Annotated in this window: 18 protein-coding genes; 11 read left to right on the top strand and 7 right to left on the bottom strand. The window is 63.6% G+C overall.

Annotated elements, in window-relative coordinates; all coding sequences use genetic code 11:
- Positions 1 to 65 precede the first annotated feature (65 nt).
- From AB0N65_RS06650 to AB0N65_RS06640, 3 genes are all read right to left on the bottom strand, one after another.
- Positions 66 to 938, bottom strand: coding sequence for a zinc-binding dehydrogenase (locus AB0N65_RS06650; RefSeq protein ID WP_364159368.1), 873 nt, complete (start codon positions 936 to 938; stop codon positions 66 to 68).
- 79 nt (positions 939 to 1,017) lie between these two features.
- Complete coding sequence (locus AB0N65_RS06645) at positions 1,018 to 2,646, bottom strand: sigma-70 family RNA polymerase sigma factor (RefSeq protein WP_364159366.1); 1,629 nt, start codon at positions 2,644 to 2,646, stop codon at positions 1,018 to 1,020.
- Positions 2,647 to 2,704: 58 nt separating this feature from the next.
- Positions 2,705 to 4,078: an MFS transporter gene (locus AB0N65_RS06640; protein ID WP_364159364.1), complete on the bottom strand. Its 1,374-nt coding sequence runs from the start codon at positions 4,076 to 4,078 to the stop codon at positions 2,705 to 2,707.
- A gap of 173 nt (positions 4,079 to 4,251) precedes the next feature.
- On the opposite strand from AB0N65_RS06640, the gene phnD reads away from it, so the two are divergent.
- From phnD to AB0N65_RS06615, 5 genes are read left to right on the top strand one after another with little or no spacing between them, the layout of a single operon-like run.
- Positions 4,252 to 5,151, top strand: a complete 900-nt coding sequence (gene phnD, locus AB0N65_RS06635; protein ID WP_364159362.1) for a phosphate/phosphite/phosphonate ABC transporter substrate-binding protein — start codon at positions 4,252 to 4,254, stop codon at positions 5,149 to 5,151.
- A 26-nt stretch (positions 5,152 to 5,177) separates the two neighbouring features.
- Entirely contained in the window at positions 5,178 to 5,972 is a 795-nt protein-coding gene (gene phnC, locus AB0N65_RS06630; RefSeq protein WP_364159360.1) for a phosphonate ABC transporter ATP-binding protein, read from the top strand.
- Positions 5,941 to 6,819 (top strand): phosphonate ABC transporter, permease protein PhnE, encoded by an 879-nt coding sequence (gene phnE, locus AB0N65_RS06625; protein WP_364159358.1) that lies wholly within the window; start codon positions 5,941 to 5,943, stop codon positions 6,817 to 6,819. Before phnC ends, phnE begins: the two co-directional genes overlap by 32 nt.
- A 9-nt stretch (positions 6,820 to 6,828) precedes the next feature.
- On the top strand, positions 6,829 to 7,602 hold the full coding sequence (locus AB0N65_RS06620; protein WP_364159356.1) for a tyrosine-protein phosphatase: 774 nt from the start codon (positions 6,829 to 6,831) through the stop codon (positions 7,600 to 7,602).
- Positions 7,595 to 8,203, top strand: a complete 609-nt coding sequence (locus tag AB0N65_RS06615; RefSeq protein WP_364159354.1) for a TetR/AcrR family transcriptional regulator — start codon at positions 7,595 to 7,597, stop codon at positions 8,201 to 8,203. The genes AB0N65_RS06620 and AB0N65_RS06615 overlap by 8 nt, the downstream gene beginning before the upstream one ends.
- Before the next feature lie 7 nt (positions 8,204 to 8,210).
- Here AB0N65_RS06615 and AB0N65_RS06610 read toward each other — a convergent pair whose 3' ends face one another.
- The gene (locus AB0N65_RS06610; protein WP_364159352.1) at positions 8,211 to 8,948 is read right to left on the bottom strand and encodes a GAF and ANTAR domain-containing protein; all 738 of its coding nucleotides are present in this window, start codon (positions 8,946 to 8,948) and stop codon (positions 8,211 to 8,213) included.
- A 267-nt stretch (positions 8,949 to 9,215) separates the two neighbouring features.
- On the opposite strand from AB0N65_RS06610, the gene AB0N65_RS06605 reads away from it, so the two are divergent.
- Positions 9,216 to 9,647, top strand: coding sequence for a hypothetical protein (locus AB0N65_RS06605; RefSeq protein ID WP_364159350.1), 432 nt, complete (start codon positions 9,216 to 9,218; stop codon positions 9,645 to 9,647).
- A 130-nt stretch (positions 9,648 to 9,777) separates the two neighbouring features.
- On the opposite strand, the gene AB0N65_RS06600 is transcribed toward AB0N65_RS06605, so the two are convergent.
- Entirely contained in the window at positions 9,778 to 10,467 is a 690-nt protein-coding gene (locus tag AB0N65_RS06600; RefSeq protein WP_364159348.1) for a hypothetical protein, read from the bottom strand.
- A 183-nt stretch (positions 10,468 to 10,650) separates the two neighbouring features.
- Between AB0N65_RS06600 and AB0N65_RS06595 the strand changes: the two genes are divergently transcribed.
- The 4 genes from AB0N65_RS06595 (at position 10,651) to AB0N65_RS06580 (ending at position 14,200) form a co-directional block, all read left to right on the top strand.
- A complete protein-coding gene (locus tag AB0N65_RS06595) occupies positions 10,651 to 11,418 on the top strand; it encodes an SDR family oxidoreductase (protein ID WP_364159346.1) in 768 nt (255 codons plus the stop codon).
- 36 nt (positions 11,419 to 11,454) lie between these two features.
- Positions 11,455 to 11,886, top strand: a complete 432-nt coding sequence (locus AB0N65_RS06590) for a VOC family protein (RefSeq protein WP_364159344.1) — start codon at positions 11,455 to 11,457, stop codon at positions 11,884 to 11,886.
- A gap of 148 nt (positions 11,887 to 12,034) precedes the next feature.
- Positions 12,035 to 13,372, top strand: a complete 1,338-nt coding sequence (locus tag AB0N65_RS06585) for an amidohydrolase family protein (protein ID WP_364159342.1) — start codon at positions 12,035 to 12,037, stop codon at positions 13,370 to 13,372.
- Positions 13,373 to 13,447: 75 nt separating this feature from the next.
- Positions 13,448 to 14,200, top strand: coding sequence for a metalloregulator ArsR/SmtB family transcription factor (locus AB0N65_RS06580; protein ID WP_364159593.1), 753 nt, complete (start codon positions 13,448 to 13,450; stop codon positions 14,198 to 14,200).
- A 67-nt stretch (positions 14,201 to 14,267) separates the two neighbouring features.
- Here AB0N65_RS06580 and AB0N65_RS06575 read toward each other — a convergent pair whose 3' ends face one another.
- Together AB0N65_RS06575 and AB0N65_RS06570 are read right to left on the bottom strand one after the other, a co-directional pair.
- Complete coding sequence (locus AB0N65_RS06575) at positions 14,268 to 15,260, bottom strand: nucleoside hydrolase (protein ID WP_364159340.1); 993 nt, start codon at positions 15,258 to 15,260, stop codon at positions 14,268 to 14,270.
- 69 nt (positions 15,261 to 15,329) lie between these two features.
- Complete coding sequence (locus AB0N65_RS06570; RefSeq protein WP_364159338.1) at positions 15,330 to 16,769, bottom strand: MFS transporter; 1,440 nt, start codon at positions 16,767 to 16,769, stop codon at positions 15,330 to 15,332.
- Between the two features lie 135 nt (positions 16,770 to 16,904).
- Here AB0N65_RS06570 and AB0N65_RS06565 point away from each other — a divergent pair, with 135 nt between their 5' ends.
- Positions 16,905 to 17,678 (top strand): GntR family transcriptional regulator, encoded by a 774-nt coding sequence (locus AB0N65_RS06565; protein WP_364159336.1) that lies wholly within the window; start codon positions 16,905 to 16,907, stop codon positions 17,676 to 17,678.
- Positions 17,679 to 17,697 lie beyond the last annotated feature (19 nt).

Raw genomic sequence — 17,697 nt, 5'->3', positions numbered from 1 at the left:
ATTTCCGCAAGCGGGCGGGTGTCGGTGTGAAGCAACTCCACAGGCAGCCGCCCATCCCGCCACATCTACAGTGGAATATCGCGGGAAGGCACGGAGTCGCCCATGTAGGACCCCAGCAGGCGTTTACCTTGTCCGGCGAACTGCAGGGCCTGCGTGGTGATCGTTTGATCGGGATGCGGCAAACCCACCGAGACCAATGCGCCTCCCCGGGCCAACAGTCCAAGGCAGGTCTCCATGACTTTGCCACTTCCGACCGCTTCGACAGCAACGTCCGCTCCGCCGTCGGTATGGGCCGCCACCAAATCCGCGGCGTCAGCGGGCCCCGCCGCATGGTCGGCCCCGCATCGAAGGGCGAGTTCTTGCTTTTCCGCCAACGGATCAATGGCCAGCACTGTTGTTCCCGCTATCCCGGCAGCGGCCATGACTGCCATGAGGCCCACAGCCCCGAGGCCGAAGACGATGACAGTTTCGCCTGCGGAGACCTGGGCCGTGTTCAGCACGGCACCGATGCCCGTGAGGGCAGCACACCCGAACATGGCTGCGATATCGAAAGGGACGTCCTTGTCGATGACTACCAAGGACTCGCGCGCCACCACGGCATACTCCGAGAATGCGGAGACGCCGAGGTGGTGGTTGATGCGCTCCCCGGCGGGGCTCCTGAGCAGCGCTTCCCCGTGAAGCAGGTCTCCGCTGGTGTTGGCATCTGCGCCCCTGTGGCAAGGGGCGGGACGACCGGCGTTACATGCCCGGCATTTCCCGCAGCTTGGGACAAAGACGAGGACTACGTGGTCCCCGATCTGGACGTCATTGACGCCGGTTCCCACCTTGGTGACCGTCCCTGCTGCTTCATGTCCCAGCGCCATGGGAAGTGGGCGGATCCGTGAGCCGTCAATGACGGACAGGTCCGAATGGCACAGACTGGACCTCTCGATCTTCACCTGCACCTCTCCCTCACGAAGGACGGGCACAGGAACTAGTGACTGTAATCACAGGAGATTATGTTGTGCAAGCGAAAGGCTAAAAACTGCTCGAGAAAGTTGTAAGCCCCATCCCCGGCGCGCTGAAACTGTAGTCCAAGGTGGCCGCGCCCGCCCCACGGGAGATGCCCATCGAGAAAGTAAGCGCGCCCGGATCAAGGGCGGCTGTGGTGCAGGTGACCTGCCGGGTATCCCAGTCCAACGTGGTGCATTTCCAGCCCTCGGGTTCGATCGTTTTGCCGGGGATCAAGGCGGCACCCTCGGAGAGGCGGAACACCGCTTCCGCCGAGGTTGCCGACGTCTCACCGGCCAATGAGAATCCGATCGTCAGGTTTACTTCCGATGCCGTAGTCCCGACGTCTTCGCGGAAGGTAGCCGATACCACCGGGGAAGACACCCCAGGCGATGTCGGCACGGCGGTGGGTGTCGCCGTCGTCGGGCTTGGTGGAGGTGACAATACCGGCAAGGCAGGCGGCACGAGGCTGGACGGCGGCGACGGCACCGGCGCCCAAACCGGCTCCGGCACACTGGTGGGCGTAGGCAGGCTCCGCGGCGCTGCCGCTACTGGAAGTACGGCTTGCGTTGTTGTCACCCGGGGCCGTGGCGCCGTAGGCGAAGGATTACGGGTCGGCAGCCCGGCGTCCGCAGCTCCCTGTGTCGGAGCCGGTGCCGCCGATACGGGGGGTTCAACAGGAGCCGCCCACGCGGCTGCCGTGGCCGCCGGAGGGGTTGGACTGCTTTGCAGTACACCGGCTGCGGCAACCGTGGCGGCTGCCACCACAACGACACCGGCGACGACGGCAGCACCCACCTTGCCCAGTGCAACCATGGACTTCGAAGCCGCCCCCACCGCGCTTACCGTCAGTAGTTGCGGCGCCATGGCGGTAAAGGAAACGCCGGCCACCAGCGGGAAGATGACACCCCGCATGGCACCCTGGACGTCGTTGAGGTCTGCGAGGGCAGCCGTGCACCTGGAACATTCCTCCAAGTGTGCTTGGACCTTTTCCCTGGAGGTTCGCTTGAGGCCGTTCCGCGCATAGGAGCCCAGTTGTCCGGCATACTCCCCGCAGTCGCCGCCCTCCGTCACCGTGACATGGTTCTGGAGGTAAGCCTGCCGAAGGCCCTCCCTCGCCCGGATCGTCAGGGACGAGACCGCATTCGCGCTGATGCCCAGGTACGTTGACGCTACCGCAGGCTTCATGCCTTCGATATCCACGTACCAGAGGACTTCCTGCCATCGCTCGGGCAAAGTTTTGAAGGCACTGGCGATCGTGGTGGATTCGAACTCAGCCAGGACGTGGTCTGCTTCGAAATCGAGGGAGTCCAGGACGTAGTCGTCGGCGGTTGCCCTGGTCCGTGTGGCCGCCCGGTTCCTGTCATGGGCAGTCCGCCGGACCACCGTCATGAGGTAGGCACGGAAGAACGCATCCGGCCCGTTGCCGGAGTTCAGCTGCTGCAGCACGGAAGCGAACGCGTCCGCCACGACGTCGTCCACATCGCTCGGATTGTCCACTTGCGCGGCAGCGAGCTTCGACGCCAAGGCATAGTGCCTGGCGTAGAGCACCTCAAAGGCGGAGCGATCACCCAGCCGTACCCTGGTGATGAGTTGCTCATCACCCTCATTCAACGACGGCGCGGCTACGTTGCCCGCCTCTGCATAACGGTCCATCCGTTTCAGTGTGGCATGAACTTCCCCGGAAGTGGGAACTTGCTCTCACTGTTGCACGTTACGGGGCATCCCCTGCAGGTTTACGCCACATCGTTGCCAGGACAATCACCACCAGGCTCAACCCCAGCATCACCAAGACCATCAGGCCCCAATTGGACTGGTTCACGCCGGATCCGTAAAGCACTCCAATGAGCACGGTGGCGGTGATGGCGCCCAGATACCGGCAGGTCTGGAAGATGCCGGTGGCGACTCCCCTCTCTTCCGGACGGGCCGAGACATACAAGCCTTGGTTCGATGCTGTGCTCACGGCACCATACGGGACACCCATCAAGGCCATCAGGACAAACACGAGCGGTGGCCACAGGGACAACGTGAGCGCGCCGAGCCCGCCGGCTGAAACAGTCAGGACCAGGACCCCGGTGATCAGCACCGAACGCACTCCGAAGCGCTCAATGCACCGAACCGTCACCGGTGTCACCACAACCGACAACGCTGCCAGGGGCAGCATGAGCAGGCCTACCAGACCGGCGTCGTAATGCCCGGCTTCCTGCAGCAACTGCGGAAGTCCGAAGAACGCAAAGTAGTAGACCCCGCTAAACACCACGAACAACAGGTAGACCAGGAGGAGCGGGCGGTTCCGGCCCAGCAGCCGGAGGTCCAGGAACGGGGGTTTGAACCGGAGCTCACGCCACGCAAAGAGCCCGCCAACCACCACCGCGCCGCCCAACAAGTACCAGCGGTAGCCGGGGATGACGTTGAGCAGCGCCATCATCGCGAGCATGAGCGACACGACGAAAGCCAGGATGCCGGGAATATCGGAGTCGCGGATCAGCTTCCCCAGCGCCCCTGTCTCCCGCCCGGCGTCCTCCGGAGCAGCGCGCTGAACCCCGACAAGGGCAAGCAAGGCCAGCGGGACGTTGATGACGAACAACGCCTGCCAATCGAACAAGCTCACCAGCAAGCCGCCCACCACCGGCCCCACCGCAGCTGCGGAGGTGTTGGCCATCTGGATTCGGCCCAACGACCTCGTGGACGGCATCTTCGCCTGCCGGCTCAGTTCCGTGACCATCACGACGGCGGACGGATAGGCTGTCGCCGTCCCGACAGCCATGAGCGCCCGGGCCACGCAAACCAGCGCAAAGTTGGGAAGGAAAGGTGCGATCGCGCACGTTACCGCGACAAGGACCATCCCGAAAGCAAACAGACGACGGGGCCCGAAGCGGTCGGCCAGCCTGCCCATGAGTGGTTGGCCGGCGGCGGACGCAAGGTAGAACGCGGTGATCACCCAAGTGACGGTGGCGACGTCGAGCGCAAAGTCCTCCCGCAGCACCACCAGTGCCACCGCAATCATGGACGAGTTCAGCGGGTTCAGCGCCGTACCGATGCTGAGCGCTGCGATAGCCAGGCCGGGCCGGGGTCTTTTGTTCGTCACCCTGACCAGTCTGGCCCATGGTTGCCTCGGGTCACGAAACAGGGCCGCAGTGCGGACGCTCCCCAACTCTTAACCTTCCCGCCATTTCAAGTACGGGAGTCTCGTAATTCGGATTCAGATACCGGTGGTTTCGTAATTCCGTCACCCCAACAAACATGACGGAAGGCACCACCATGCACGCTCGTGCAGGCATCATCGCAACCTCGCTCGTCGGCCTTGTGGCTTTGGCAGGCGCCCTGGCCGGTTGCTCCGGCGACGCCAACGCGGCCGGCGGCCAGGACAAAACCGAGCTCGTCTTTGCCACTCCCCCTGGTACGGACGACCCCAACGAGCAAGCCATCTTCAAGGACCTCGCCACCATGGTGGGAGAGGCATCCGGCCGCACCGTAAGCAACCTCCAGCCTGCTGACTACCTCGGCGTGGTGGAGGCCGTGCGCAACGGTTCGGTGGACGTCGCAGTCCTGAGCCAGTTCTCCGCAGCCCTCGCTTACAAGACCGACAGCGTGGATCCGCTCCTCGTCTGGGGAGCCAGCACTGAGCCGGCCAGTTTCTGCCTGGCCCGCAAGGACAGCGGCATCCAGTCCGCCGCCGACGTCAAAGGCAAGCAGGTTGCCTTCATCGATCCCGGCTCCACCACCGGCTACTTCATGCCTAAGTCGATGTTCACCAAGGCGGGCCTGGTGGACGGCACCGATTACAAGAGCACCTTCGCCGGCTCCCACGATTCCGCCGTCCTCGCCATGGCGAACGGCAACGTGGACGTAGCCTGCACCGCGCGCCAGCTCTACCCCACGTTCATCCAGAAGGGCGTCATCAAGGAGGACGACGTCACCATCATCGCCAAGTCCGATCCCATCCCCGTAGGCATCTCGATCGTTGTGCGCAAGGACCTGGACAACGAAGCCCGGGAAGCGCTCAAGGCCAAGCTCCCGGCCATGCTGGCCGGCAACGCCGAAATCGCCAAGACCTTGGGCATCAGCGGAGAACCCGTCAAGGACCCCGAGTTCAGCACCTACGCCCCGCTGGTTGACGTGGCCGAGTCCATCGGCGTGGATTTGGACGACCTCCGATGAGTGTCCCGGTTTTGAACGACGCAACATTGAGTGAAAGCACGACGGCGGCACTCACCCCGGGTGCGGATCCCACAGTCCGCGCGCGCAAGCTTCGGGTCCAGTACGGCGAGCAAGTGGCTTTGGACGGCATCGACCTGGATGTCTATCCGGGCGAAGTCGTGGCGCTGCTGGGACACTCCGGTTCCGGCAAGTCCACGCTCATGAAGACCCTCACGGGCATCGCACCCTTCACGGCGGACACCCTGGACGTTGCCGGACGCGCTGTAGCCCGGCAGAACGCAAGCGGCCTGCGGGAGCTGCGTTCCGACGTCGGGTATGTCTTCCAGCACTTCAACCTCGTGCCGCGGCTGACTGCCCTCACCAACGTACTCACGGGCGGGCTGCACTCTGCCGGTCCGATCAACATCCTGGGCACGTTCAGCGGCACACAGCGCTCCCGGGCCCTGGAGCTGTTGGACCGTGTGGGCCTGGCGCACAAGGCCAAGCAGCCTTGCCGGAGCCTCAGCGGCGGCGAGCAGCAACGTGTCGCGATCGCACGGGCACTTATGCAGCAGCCGCGGCTCATCCTGGCCGACGAACCGGTCGCTTCCCTGGACCCGCGGCTTGCCGGCAATATCCTTGGCCTGCTCCGCGACATTGCCCGCGAAGAGCAGATTCCGGTGATTGTCAGCCTCCACGTGGTGGGCCTCGCACGCCGCTACGCCGATCGCGTCCTCGGGCTCCATTCGGGCAAGCTCGTGTTCGCCGGTCCCGCTACCAACATCACCGAAAAGGAGGTGCATCAGATTTATGGAACAGACACTGAGCTCCTCGAAAACTGAGGGCGTCACCAACAACGAGTCCGCACGCGCCGGAAAGTCGATCGACACGAGCCTCCCCGAGGCAGACCGGCTCCGGCTTTCCCGCCCTTTCGGCCTCCCCACGCCACGCGGGGCAGCGCTGTGGGTGATCATCGCCGTCGTTCTTGTCTGGGCAGGCATGGGTGCCGGCTTCAACCCGGACAAGCTCCTCAGCGGCATCCCGAACATGGGCAACTTCGTCAGCCGGCTCTTCCCGCCGACGTTCGATAAGTTCCCCGTCATCATCAAGCTCCTCGTCGAGACCCTGCAGATGGCGCTGGTGGGTACGGTCCTGGGTGCACTGGCCTCGCTGCTGCTGAGTTTCGGCGCGGCAAGCAACATCGCACCGCGCTGGGTCTACACATCCTGCCGTGCCGTGTTGAACGTGCTGCGGTCGATTCCCGAGCTCATCTTCGCGCTGATGTTCGTCTCTGCCGTGGGCCTGGGACCGTTCGCAGGCATCCTGGCGATCGTGCTCGGTTCCGTTGGCTCGATCGGCAAGGTGTACGCCGAAGCCATGGAATCCGTGCAGCCCGGCCCGGTGGAAGCACTCACCGCCGTCGGGGCGAACAAGCGGCAGATCATCAGCTACGCCGTGCTCCCCCAAGCCGCACCGCTGCTGGTCAGCTACACGCTGTTGCTGTTCGAAGGCAACGTTCGCGGCGCCACCATCCTCGGCCTTGTGGGCGCCGGCGGCATCGGCCTGGAGCTCACCACCGCCATGCGCATGTACGACTACGGACACCTGTGCGCCATCATCATCAGCATCGTCGTGCTGGTGACCATCATCGACCGGGTCAGCGCCTTCGTCCGCGCCAAGCTCAGCTAGGAACTCTCTTTGGAAACCCAGATTCTTGACCTTGCTCCCGTAAATCTCCGCGACCTCGGCGGCCTGCCGGTGGACGGCGGCACCACCCGCGCCGGCGTGCTGCTGCGCAGCGATGACGTCTCCGTGATGCCTGCGGCTTTCGCCCGGCAGATGATCGACGACGGCGTCACGTCCGTGATCGACCTCCGCTCACCTGAAGAGGCACTCCTGACAGGGAGGGGACCACTCACCGTGCCGGGCGTGAACTACCATCACCTCGCCCTGACGGCGTCTGTTGCCGCGCCCGAGGACATCAGCGAGGACCTCATGTCCGCGGCGACTACTCCTGCACAGGTTGGGGCCTGGTATGCGAACCTCCTCGAAACGCAGGCCAGGCAACTCGCTTTGGGCGCCACGCTCGTGGCCATGTCCGACGGCGCCACAGTCTTCCACTGCGCGGCCGGTAAGGATCGTACGGGAGTGTTCGCCGCCGTCGTGCTTTCCGCCCTCGGCGCCACCCCGGAAACCATCTCCGCAGACTACGCCGTCACGGCCACCCGGCTGCCGCAGTTGTTCCCGCGGCTCCGCGCCATCATGGGCGGCCTCATGCCGGAGCGCGTTCTCGATGAGGAAGCCGTGCAGGGCATGGGAGCCATGATGGGCGCGCACGCCGAGTCCATGGAAGCCATGCAGCAGTTGTTGATCTCGAGGCATGGAAGCGTGCTGGAGCCTGTTCGCCAGGCGGGCCTGTCCGAGGCGACCATCGAGCGGTTGCGGGAACGGCTGGTGGTTGCCCGTGCCTGACTCGATTGCCGTTGCAGACCGCCGCCCCGGGCGGCCCCGCGACACCGCGCTGGAATCCACCGTCCTGGCCGCCACCGTGGAGCTACTGCTGGAGCGGGACACGCGGGACGTGACGATCTCGGCCATCACCGAGCGATCGGGCGTCAGCCGTGCCGCCCTCTACCGGAGATGGAGCAGCCGCGAAGAACTCCTGGCGGCCGCGCTGGACAGTGTGCGATCGAATGTCGAGTTGAAACGCGGAGCGACCACGTTGGAGACGATCCTCGCATCCTACGAAGCTGCCGCCGAGGACGTGGACAACCGTGTTGGTGCCTTGGTGAAGAAGCGTGTTGCCCTTGGCCTGGAAAATGACAAGCTCAGGGCCTTGTCCTGGAACCGCCATGTCTCCCGCCGCCGCGAGCCTGTGGCCGCGGAGATCCGGCGCGGCATCCAGGTTGGCGAACTCTCAGCCGATGTGGATGTTGAGGCGATGATCGACCTCATCAACGGCGTCTACTACTACCAGATGGTGGTCCGTGAGCCGGAACCCTCCCCCGACGCTACGCGCGAGCGTGTGAGGAACGCCGTGAAGCTCGTGTGGGAGGGTGCCCTGCGCCGGTAGGTTTCTGCTACTCCTCGAAATGCGTGGTGACCTTCCCGGAGGAAACCGCTGCGATGATCGACTGGGCCAGATGCCGGAGCTTGATGTTCCGGTTGCTGGATGCAGTCCGAAGAATGGTGAAGGCCTCCTCCTGGCTGCAATGGTTCTGCGCCATGATCGCCCCTACAGCGAGGTCGATGACAGTGCGGGACTGCATCGCTGCGGCGAGGTCGTTCCGGGCATCGCTGAGCTGGGCGATCTTCAACGCCAGGCGCAGCGACTTGGAGGCGTGGGAGGCGAAAACCTCTGCGCGCTCCACGTCCGCTTCATTGAAAGCGTGGGCCCGCTCGGAGTAAAGGTTCAGTGCTGCACGCGTGTCTCCCTCCACCAGCAGGGGGACACTCAGGATGGATCGCAATCCCTGGTTTGAGGCCGCCTCCACATATTGCGGCCAACGATGCTCACGAAGAAGATCGGGAACCAAGACCGAGGTGAGCTTGTCCATCGCAGTGAGACACGGACCTTCAAAAGTGTTCTGTAGTTCGTCCATCACGCGGGCACGCTCGTCCGAGCTTGCTGCGGTGGCTGACCTTTTCCGGCGGAGGACAGTGATGCCGCAGAATACGGGGGCCTTTGCGTGGGAGAGGCTCCGCGCCGAGAATTCGGCCAAATCGCTCAGAAACGCCTCGACGTCTTCGCTACCCAGGACGAGGTCCAGAAAATAGCCATTCTGGAGAGCTTCCTGCTCGGGGCGGGGGTTGACCATGGCACGTTCCTACTGACTGAAAAGCGTCCCTAGCAGACAGCAAAGGAGCGAATATCGCCGCCCTCTGCAAAACGGTCTGATGACACCATATCGTCCAACGATCAACGGTACAAAGTGTGCCACGACGAGTTCTGACCTGCGGTTTCACAAGCTGATCCGGGCCGATCTGTCAACTCCGCCGGGGTGTTACATCGAATGAAAAGTAAGTAGGCTTACTTTTGAAGGCAGGTCCGGGAACCGGACCGTTCACTGCGAAGGAGTCATCTGATGGGCGTAGAAGACAGCATCCGCAAAGCAACGGAAAACGCCATGGAAGACCTGGCCGGGACCTCCGATCCCATAGACAAGGGGCAGGTGCCTGAACCGAACGAGAAAGCCGACGACATCCACGTGCACTCCTCCCTCAGCGAGGGGTCCAATGCGATGGACTCGGATACACCCGAAGAGCAGGCTCACGAAACCGAGGGCCGCTCATTCGCTGTGGCCCGCGATGGCGAAGCCCGCGAGGAACACCCGACCCACAACGCCGGAGTAACTGACAGCGACATGAACCAGGACCGCGAGGGGGACGAGGACTTGCCCGCCGCGTCCGGCGATGTCCGGGGTCCCGCCGGCCTGCCCGGCGGCAATCCGGACGAACTGCGCGCCGACCCCTCGGAAGGCGGGGAAGATCCCTCCACGAGCATGGGGCGGGGGTAAGCACCGGGCCCCGGGGCGTGGCGCTTCACGACCTTCTTTGAACCTACAGCGGCCGTTCCGCAACCACTAATGGTTGCGGAACGGCCGTTCTGGCTTCAAACACGGTGCTGAAGGCCCGGCCCACGCGCCCTCAAGCGAATCGAACGTCCGTATCCGGGTCTTTGCGGGAGTCGATCATCCCTGCAACCTTTTCTTCCAGCGCGGCAACAGTTGCTTCCGGCAAGACGATGAGCCCGTCCAATTCCTTGCGGGCACGCTTGTAAGCAGTTTGTCGCTCCGCGGGTGTTGCGGCGACGTCCTCCGCGATACGCAGCAACTTCCTGGCCGTCGCGAGCCGTTGGCGTTCCGGACCGGTGAAATTGCCGTCCTTGATGCGCCTGGCCTCCCTTTCTGCCACATCGAACGCCAATTCAAAACCGTGGACTGCGGCCCGGTATTCAGCGAGGCGGGCCGCCGTCGTGATGTCCGCCGAAGCAGCGGGCCGCAAACCGTCAGCCTCCTTCTTGGCCCGCAAAAAAGCTACGGTCAGCGGCTCCCGGACATCGGTCATCAGGGGAAAGTCGATGAGCTTTCCGACATCCAACTCATAGTCCAGCCATTTATGGTTCACGGCGTCATGCGCCGCCATCAGCGCAGCAACCTCAGACTGACTGGCCTTCTCGGCAACGAGTTGCTGGTTCTTCAGCTTGTACAACTCCACCTTGCGCCTATGCCTGCGCTCGCTGGCGCGCGACCACGATTTGGCCCACCCTCCAGCCATTCCGGCTATTGGGAACACGATCCACCAGTAACTGCCCAGGAAGTCGAAGAAGGAGTCCACAGATTCATCCTCCCACCGGCGCGGACACGGCCTCAACGGTAAGCGCCACTGATAGGAGTCCTCCGTGAGTCACGGTCCCGCCGAGCGTGAGAATTTCTTACTCTCAGCTCCGTCAATGATAAGTCGGCCTGTCCGATTCGCTAAGCTCCAAGCGACATCAATTCCCGTACGGAAGGACGCCCTGTGCCGATCACGAATGCGCACAACGACGTGGCATCGTCGACCAACCCATCCGCTCCTCTCACCGTGGTAGTTGCAGGATCCACAAGCGCAGCCGGCCACGCCGTGGTCGGGTCCCTCGTTGCAGCCGGCGCCCGCGTCGCTGCCGTGGATCTCGACGCCGCACGCCTCGATGCCCTGGCCAGCGCACACGATGGCGTGGTGCCCTACACCTGCAACCTGGCTGATGCGGAGTCGGTCAACGAACTGGCAAACACGGTCCGGGACGAATTCGGAAGCGTCGATGGACTGGTCCACCTCGTGGGCGGATGGCGTGGCGGAGACGGCATCACCGGCCAAACCGACGAAGACTGGGACGTGCTGCACACGAGCATCATGACGACGCTCCGGAACACCTCGCGGGCCTTCTACCCCGATCTTGAAGCTTCGCCGCGGGGGCGCCTGGCCATCGTCTCGGCGACAACCGCGGCCAAACCAACGGCATCGAACGCCGGGTACGCTGCCATCAAAGCCGCTTCCGAGGCATGGGTTCTGGGCGTCGCCGAAGGCTTCGAAGCGGCGCAGTCCGGCCATAAGACCGAGCCGAAGGAACAAACGTCGGCCGCCGTGGTGTTCGTGGTCAAGGCACTCCTCGATGACGCCATGCGGGAAGCCGCGCCCCACCGGAAGTTCCCCGGCTACACCCACGTGAACGAGCTGGGTGACCACATCTCCGCCCTCTTCGACGCCCCGGCCTCCCATCTGAACGGTGCGCGCCAGCACCTGAGCTGAGTTCCGCCGTCGCCCCCTGCCGTTAGCATGTGCGATATGGACCAGCGACTGCACTTCATCACTTTCGCCACCAAGGACCTCAACCGGGCCCGTGCTTTCTATAAGGACGGGCTCGGCTGGGATCCACTCATGGATGTGCCCGGAGAAATCATCTTCTTCCAAGTGGGGCCCGGGCTGGTGCTTGGACTGTTCGATGCCGAGAAGTTCGATCAAGACTTGAACAGCACCATTCCCACCACCGACGTCAGCGGGGTGACGCTTTCGCACAACGTGGACAGCGCGGCCGCGGTCAGCAGCACCATCGAACGCTTGCAAGCCGCGGGTGCCACCGTGCTGAAACCGGCCCAGGAAGGTGCTTTTGGCGGCATCTTCCACGGGCACGTGAAGGATCCGAACGGCGTCGTCTGGGAGATCGCGCACAACCCCGGCTGGCGCATTAACGACGACGGCATGGTGGTTTTCGGTTAACGTCCCGTGCGGCTGGGGCCGGCAAAGCGTCCTTGGGATACCATAAGGCACTTTTTGGCGATGAAGTCTTGCTTCATGAGGCTCGCTCTGGCATTCTGGAATACCAAAAGTGACACTTTCACTTTCCGCCATACCCAGGAGTACAACGATGTGCCTGCATGACCACACCTCGGCCCCGAAACCACAAGGCGAGCTTCCCCGCCGCGGCATCCTGGCGGGCGCCGCAGCCCTGGCCGGGATTTCAGTGGCGGGCATTGCAGCACAACTGGCTTCTGCGCCTGCCGCCCGGGCAGAGGCTCCTGACTCCGGGCCCAACTATCCCGGCAGTCCCCTGACCACCCAGGCCCTCATCATTGAAGGCGGAACGGTGGTGGACCCCGCAACCGGGGATGCCATTGCCGACGGCGTGGTAGTTCTCGACGGCGGCAAGGTCGCCGCCGTTGGCACCCGCGATGAAACGCTCAAGGCCGTAGCAGCCGTCGCGGGGCGCGCGCGGAAACTGAACGCGTTCGGCCGCTGGGTGCTGCCCGGCCTGGTGGACGCCCACGTCCACGCAAACGCGCTGGCAGATGCACGCACTATCTTGCAGGGCGGCGCCACGAGCGTCCGCAGCGGATCAAGCAGCTTCTACCAGGATGTTGCCTTGGCTGCCCTGCCCTCCTGGGCGCCAGGCGTGTCACCGCGTATGACGCCGGCGGGACTGTTTGTCTCCCCTGATCTGGGAGATTCGTTGCTTGCTGATCCTGACCTCGCCCCGCTGGCAACGCTCAGCGCTGGCGTCACGGAAACACAAGACCTCGCGTACCTCACCCGGGTTAACCTTAAGCGTGGCGCCAAGGTCATCAAGACCCGCGCCAATCCTCGCGCAGGCCTCCCCGAGCAAGACCCTCGCGAACTGGTCTACACCGTGGACCAAATCGGAGCGATCGTCAAAGCGGCCAAGGGTGCCGGAGTACTCTGCCATGCCTACAGCGCCGAGGGCATCGACGGCGCTGTCCGGGCCGGGGTCCGCAGCATTGAGCATGGTGTGTTCATGAGCGAAGCAACCATCCACGAGATGTCCCGTCGAGGAACTTTCTTCACGCCCACCATGGATGCAATTACCAGCATGGCTGCCTCATCCAACCCGGTCCTGGCTGCCCGAGGGAAAGAGTACACCCCCATCCTTCAGGCTGCGGTCCGGGCTGCCAAAGAAGCCGGCGTCACCATCGTTGCCGGAACCGATTCGTTTGGCACGGATGTCACGCCGATCGGCACGGAGGCGCGCTTGTTGGCGGAAGCCGGCCTCAGCCCGCTGGAAGCCTTGCAGGCCGCGACCACGAATGCGGCCAAGCTGCTGGGACGCGGCGACACAGTCGGCCGGCTCGTGCGCGGCGCCGTTGCTGACGTCGTGGTGATCGACGCCGACCCGCTGGCCGATGGGTCCGCCCTCGAAAAGGTCAGTACGGTCATTGCCCAAGGTGCGCTGGTCCGCACGAACCTTTAAGTAAGGCGGTTCACAGCCCTTAGGCCTTCCCAAAATCCGTTGACACGTGACCAAATGGTCACCTATTCTGAATCCATGGACGCCGTGTTCAAAGCACTGGCAGACCCCACTCGGCGGGAGCTGCTCGATGAGTTGTTCCGCGAGGATGGGCAATCCGCCTCAGCTCTCGGAGCCCGGTTCGAGATGACCCGTTTCGGCATCGCAAAGCACCTCAAACTGCTGGAGGATGCCGGACTGGTGGTCACCCGCCGTCGGGGGCGTGAAAAGCTGCACTTCCTGAATCCGGTTCCCATCCGGCTCATCCACGACCGCTGGGTGAGCAAATACGCAGAACCATGGGCCGCTGCCCTCAGCGACCTCAAATCCAGATTGGAAAGTCCCATGGAAAAGATCTTCGAGATTTACATCAAGACCACTCCGGAACGGCTCTGGGAGGCCATCACCACCAGCGAGATCCGCAGCAACTACCAGTTCGGTAACACCTTCACCTCGGATTGGACGCCGGGCGGACGCTTCGAAATGCGGAACGTGAAGGCCGACGAACCCCTGGGCGAGGGCGAGAACATCGAGGTCGACCCGCCGCGCCGCCTTGTCCAGACCATGCGTGCGCTGTGGGGCGAGGACGTCAAGGCGGAGGGCACTTCACGGATCACATGGGAAATCGAACCGGTAGGCGATTCGTGCCATCTCACCGTCACGCACGACCAACTCCGCGAAGGCGCTAACGATCAGCTCTACGGCGGCTGGCCCATGATTCTCTCCGGCCTCAAGACCTGGCTCGAGACCGGCGAGAAACTCACCACGCCAGGCTCGCTCATGTACGCCTAAACCCAAGTAAGTCGCAGCAGAGCGCGTTATGACGGGTCTAAACGCGCTCTACTGCGACCCAGTTGGGTTAAGTGACGGGCTCTGCCACCTGCTCCTCGGACAGCCAGGCCGCCTGCAGGGTACCGAGCAGGTGGGGCGCAAACTTTTCCCCGATCTCGAGCACTACTCGGCACCGGGCTCCGCGCTGGTCGGGGAAGCCGAGGTACTGTCCGCGGAGGTCGCACACGGTCTGGCCGCGGCTTGGTCCGGTGGTCGTATCAACCTGCACCCTAACCTTGGGCGCTGTGGCCACTTCCACTCCCCTGACGGCGATGGCCGCGGCGAGGGGGTCGTGCATCGCTGAGCACGCACGGCCGAAAATGTCGATGTAGAAGCCGAAGTAGTAGCCCAGCATCTCGCCAAGCGCTTGCGAAACCGGATGTTCGGAGGCCAACAGTTCCTGGCGGTGGTTTTCCTCGAGGACGTTGGTCATGGTGACGTCCAAGGGTACGAGGGTCACGTTCCAGTCGGCAGCAAGGACTTCCGCGGCAGCTTCGGGGTCGTTGGCGATGTTGGCCTCGGAGACGGGAGTGATATTCCCCGGAGCCAGCGCCGCGCCACCCATGATGGTGATCTCGGCGACGAGTTCAGTGAGTTGCGGCTCCAGGCGAAGGGCTTCTGCGATGTTAGTCAGCGGGCCGATTGCCACCACGCGCAGTTCGCCGGGGAACCTGTGCGCTAGCTGAACCAGCAATTCTGCCGCTGAGACCTCCACGGGTCCGCGGTCAGACGGGGCAAGCTCCACTCCACCGATGCCGTTGTCGCCGTGGACGTGCGGGGCGCCGCCGTGAAAAGTTCCCTCCTGCGGATCGTGCGCGCCGATAGCAACGGGAATGTCCGGGTAGCCCGCGAGTTGCAGCAGGTCAAGCGTGTTCCGTGCACCTCCGGCCGCATCGATATTGCCGCTGACGGTACCGATCCCCACCAGGTCCGCACGTGGCGATGCAAGAAGGTATGCGAGTGCGAGGGCGTCGTCGATGCCGGTGTCGCAGTCAAGGAAAAAAGGTGCTGGCTGGTTCATGGTCTCTCATTTCGGGTTTGCTTGTTGAGCGGAGTTGGCTGGCCCGGTGGGAGGGCCGTCTTTCGTGTTTTAGATCTTTTCGCCCTTGGGCGCGGCGATGAACAGGCTGACAATGAAGGCCAGGACCGTGATGGACACCGAGATCCAGAGCGCGGTGGAGTACCCGGCTGCTGTGCCTTGGCCGGCAAACGGCGCTACGACCACGACGCCGAGGCTCGCCCCGATCCCGAAGGAGGCGCCGTTGATCCCCGGCAAGGCAGCAGGCGCTTCCTTGGGCGACAAAAGGACCGACAGCCCGTTGATGGCCGTGAGGAAGAAGCCGTTGTAGAAGATGCCGAGCGCGGCGATCGCGATGAGCACGGCGACTTGGTTGTTGGCGAACAGGGCGGCGACGATCGCGCAGGCAAGGCTGGTTGCTGTGCCGACGCGGACCGTTTTGATCCAGCCGCGGCGGTCGGCTATCCAGCCTGCAAGCGGCGCCGCGAACACACCGATCAGCGCTGCCGGCGTGAGGAACAGGAGTGCGGCGAGCGAGGCGGAGAATCCGAAGCCGTTTTCCTTGTCCTGGCTGAGGAGAACCACGGTGAAGTTGATGATCGCGAAGATCCCGGCGAGCGTGAGCACGGTGGTAGCGATGACTGGCCAGACTTGGCGCGAACGGAGATGGTGCACGGCGACCAGCGGAGTTTCGCGCTTCTTCTCGATCAACCAGAAAGCCGTGAAGGACGCGATGCTGCCGGCCAGCAAGCCGAGCGCTGCGGGCGATGCCCATCCCGCTGAAGATCCTGTGGACACGAAGTACGTGATGAACACCAGGAACACCGACAGCGAGCCGGCACCCCACCAGTCCATGCGACCCGTGGTAGCCGGCCGTCCCTTCGGGACGACTTTGAGGACGCAGACGACGGCGATCGCGGCCAGTGCGAGCACGGCAACAAAGATGGACTGGAACCCAAGCGTCTCAGCCATGAGCCCACCGAAGTAGCCGTCCACGCCTCCGACTCCGCCATTGATTGCAGCGATGATGCCGATGGACGTGCCAAAAAGCCGGGCAGGCAGGTACTCGTTGAGGACGATGTATGACAGCGCGAAGATGGCACTCGAAACACCCTGCATGAACCGGCCTGTGACCAGCAAGGGAAGGTTCGGGGCGAAGATGCACAGCACAGTTCCGGCACTCATGATGGCCAAGACGACTAAGAGTGCCGTGCGGCGGCCGATGAAGTCGCTCCACCTTCCGATGACGGGACCGGAAATGGCGCCGGCCAGGAAGAACATGGACTGCACCTGTGCCACCGCCTCCGGAGTCTCACCGAAGAAGGCGCCGATCTGCGGGAGTGCCGGGGTGATCATGCTCGCGTTGAGCTGGAAGGACAGGACCGCAAGGACAAGCGTGGTGATCAGGAACGCGGCAGCTTTGCCGTGGAAGCGGCCTCCGTCCGCGCCGGGCAAGGCTTGGGGTTCAGCCGCTTCCGACTGCGGCTCTACCGCGGTGTTGGGGATGTTCACATCAAACTCCTTTGTCCGATGGCGCAGAATGGCGCCGCGAGATGTGAGTTGTTATACAAGCATGTATTACGAGCTTGTGCAACCTATCACAGTCTTCCGGTACAGTGTCGGTAACCGATCTCAAGCGAGGCACCCTTGACCGACAATGCTGTCCAGTTCCTGTCCCGACCTCTCGTTAGCCAGCCAGGCCAGCCCCTCCGCGTGATGGCCTACTCGCGGATTGCAGAGGCCATTCGCACCAAGCTCCTCCCTCCGGGCTCACTCCTGCCCACCGAGACAGAGCTTGGCACCATGATGGACGTCAGCCGCACCGTGATCCGGGAAGCACTGATGCTGCTGGAGGAAGACGGGCTCACGCGGGCACGTCGCGGAGTGGGTCGCTTCGTGGCGGATACCCTGCCCAGGATTGGCATCGAACACATCCGGCCGTTCGACCAGTTGCTGGGCGGCCAGGATGCAGACATCCAGGTCAAACGGATGGCTACCCTCACGCAGCCGGCTTCCGAGTTCGTGGCTCCCGGCGTTGGCATTCAACCCGACGAGGAGTGCTTCTTCTGGGAAAGCGTCCTTATCAGGAACGGCGAACCCGTGGCGCACCTGCAGGAGAATATCGCCGCGGGCATCCCCGAAGCAGATGCCGTCACCGCTGCCGCAAACGCCCCGGCACTTCCGGCATCAACACTTCTGGAGGTGCTCAGCGATCTCCCGGGATTGTCGCTCGGCCCCGGAGAATGCGAAATCAGCTTGAGTACCGTAGGTCCGAGCCGTGCCAAGTTGCTGGACCTTCGCCCCTCCGACCCGGTGTTGGTACTCACCCAATACGTACGTAGCAAGAATGCGCCGTTCTACCTGGCCAAATGCCTCGTGGCCGCACGGGCCGGGCATCTCTCCGTCATCCAATCCTCCTGAATTCCCGCAAAGGTCCCAT

Origin of the sequence: Paenarthrobacter sp. NPDC089322 (assembly GCF_040684895.1) — a bacterium.
In the GTDB taxonomy this organism is placed as follows: Bacteria; Actinomycetota; Actinomycetes; order Actinomycetales; family Micrococcaceae; genus Arthrobacter.
This window is presented reverse-complemented; position numbering and strand designations above follow the sequence as displayed.

What these genes read in the sequence shown, in the direction of transcription:
- AB0N65_RS06645 (WP_364159366.1), bottom strand. Translation starts at nt 2,646, where the DNA reads ATGGACCGTTATGCAGAGGCGGGCAACGTAGCCGCGCCGTCGTTGAAT.
- phnD (WP_364159362.1), top strand. Translation starts at nt 4,252, where the DNA reads ATGCACGCTCGTGCAGGCATCATCGCAACCTCGCTCGTCGGCCTTGTG.
- phnE (WP_364159358.1), top strand. Translation starts at nt 5,941, where the DNA reads ATGGAACAGACACTGAGCTCCTCGAAAACTGAGGGCGTCACCAACAAC.
- AB0N65_RS06610 (WP_364159352.1), bottom strand. Translation starts at nt 8,948, where the DNA reads ATGGTCAACCCCCGCCCCGAGCAGGAAGCTCTCCAGAATGGCTATTTT.
- AB0N65_RS06605 (WP_364159350.1), top strand. Translation starts at nt 9,216, where the DNA reads ATGGGCGTAGAAGACAGCATCCGCAAAGCAACGGAAAACGCCATGGAA.
- AB0N65_RS06590 (WP_364159344.1), top strand. Translation starts at nt 11,455, where the DNA reads ATGGACCAGCGACTGCACTTCATCACTTTCGCCACCAAGGACCTCAAC.
- AB0N65_RS06585 (WP_364159342.1), top strand. Translation starts at nt 12,035, where the DNA reads ATGTGCCTGCATGACCACACCTCGGCCCCGAAACCACAAGGCGAGCTT.
- AB0N65_RS06580 (WP_364159593.1), top strand. Translation starts at nt 13,448, where the DNA reads ATGGACGCCGTGTTCAAAGCACTGGCAGACCCCACTCGGCGGGAGCTG.
- AB0N65_RS06575 (WP_364159340.1), bottom strand. Translation starts at nt 15,260, where the DNA reads ATGAACCAGCCAGCACCTTTTTTCCTTGACTGCGACACCGGCATCGAC.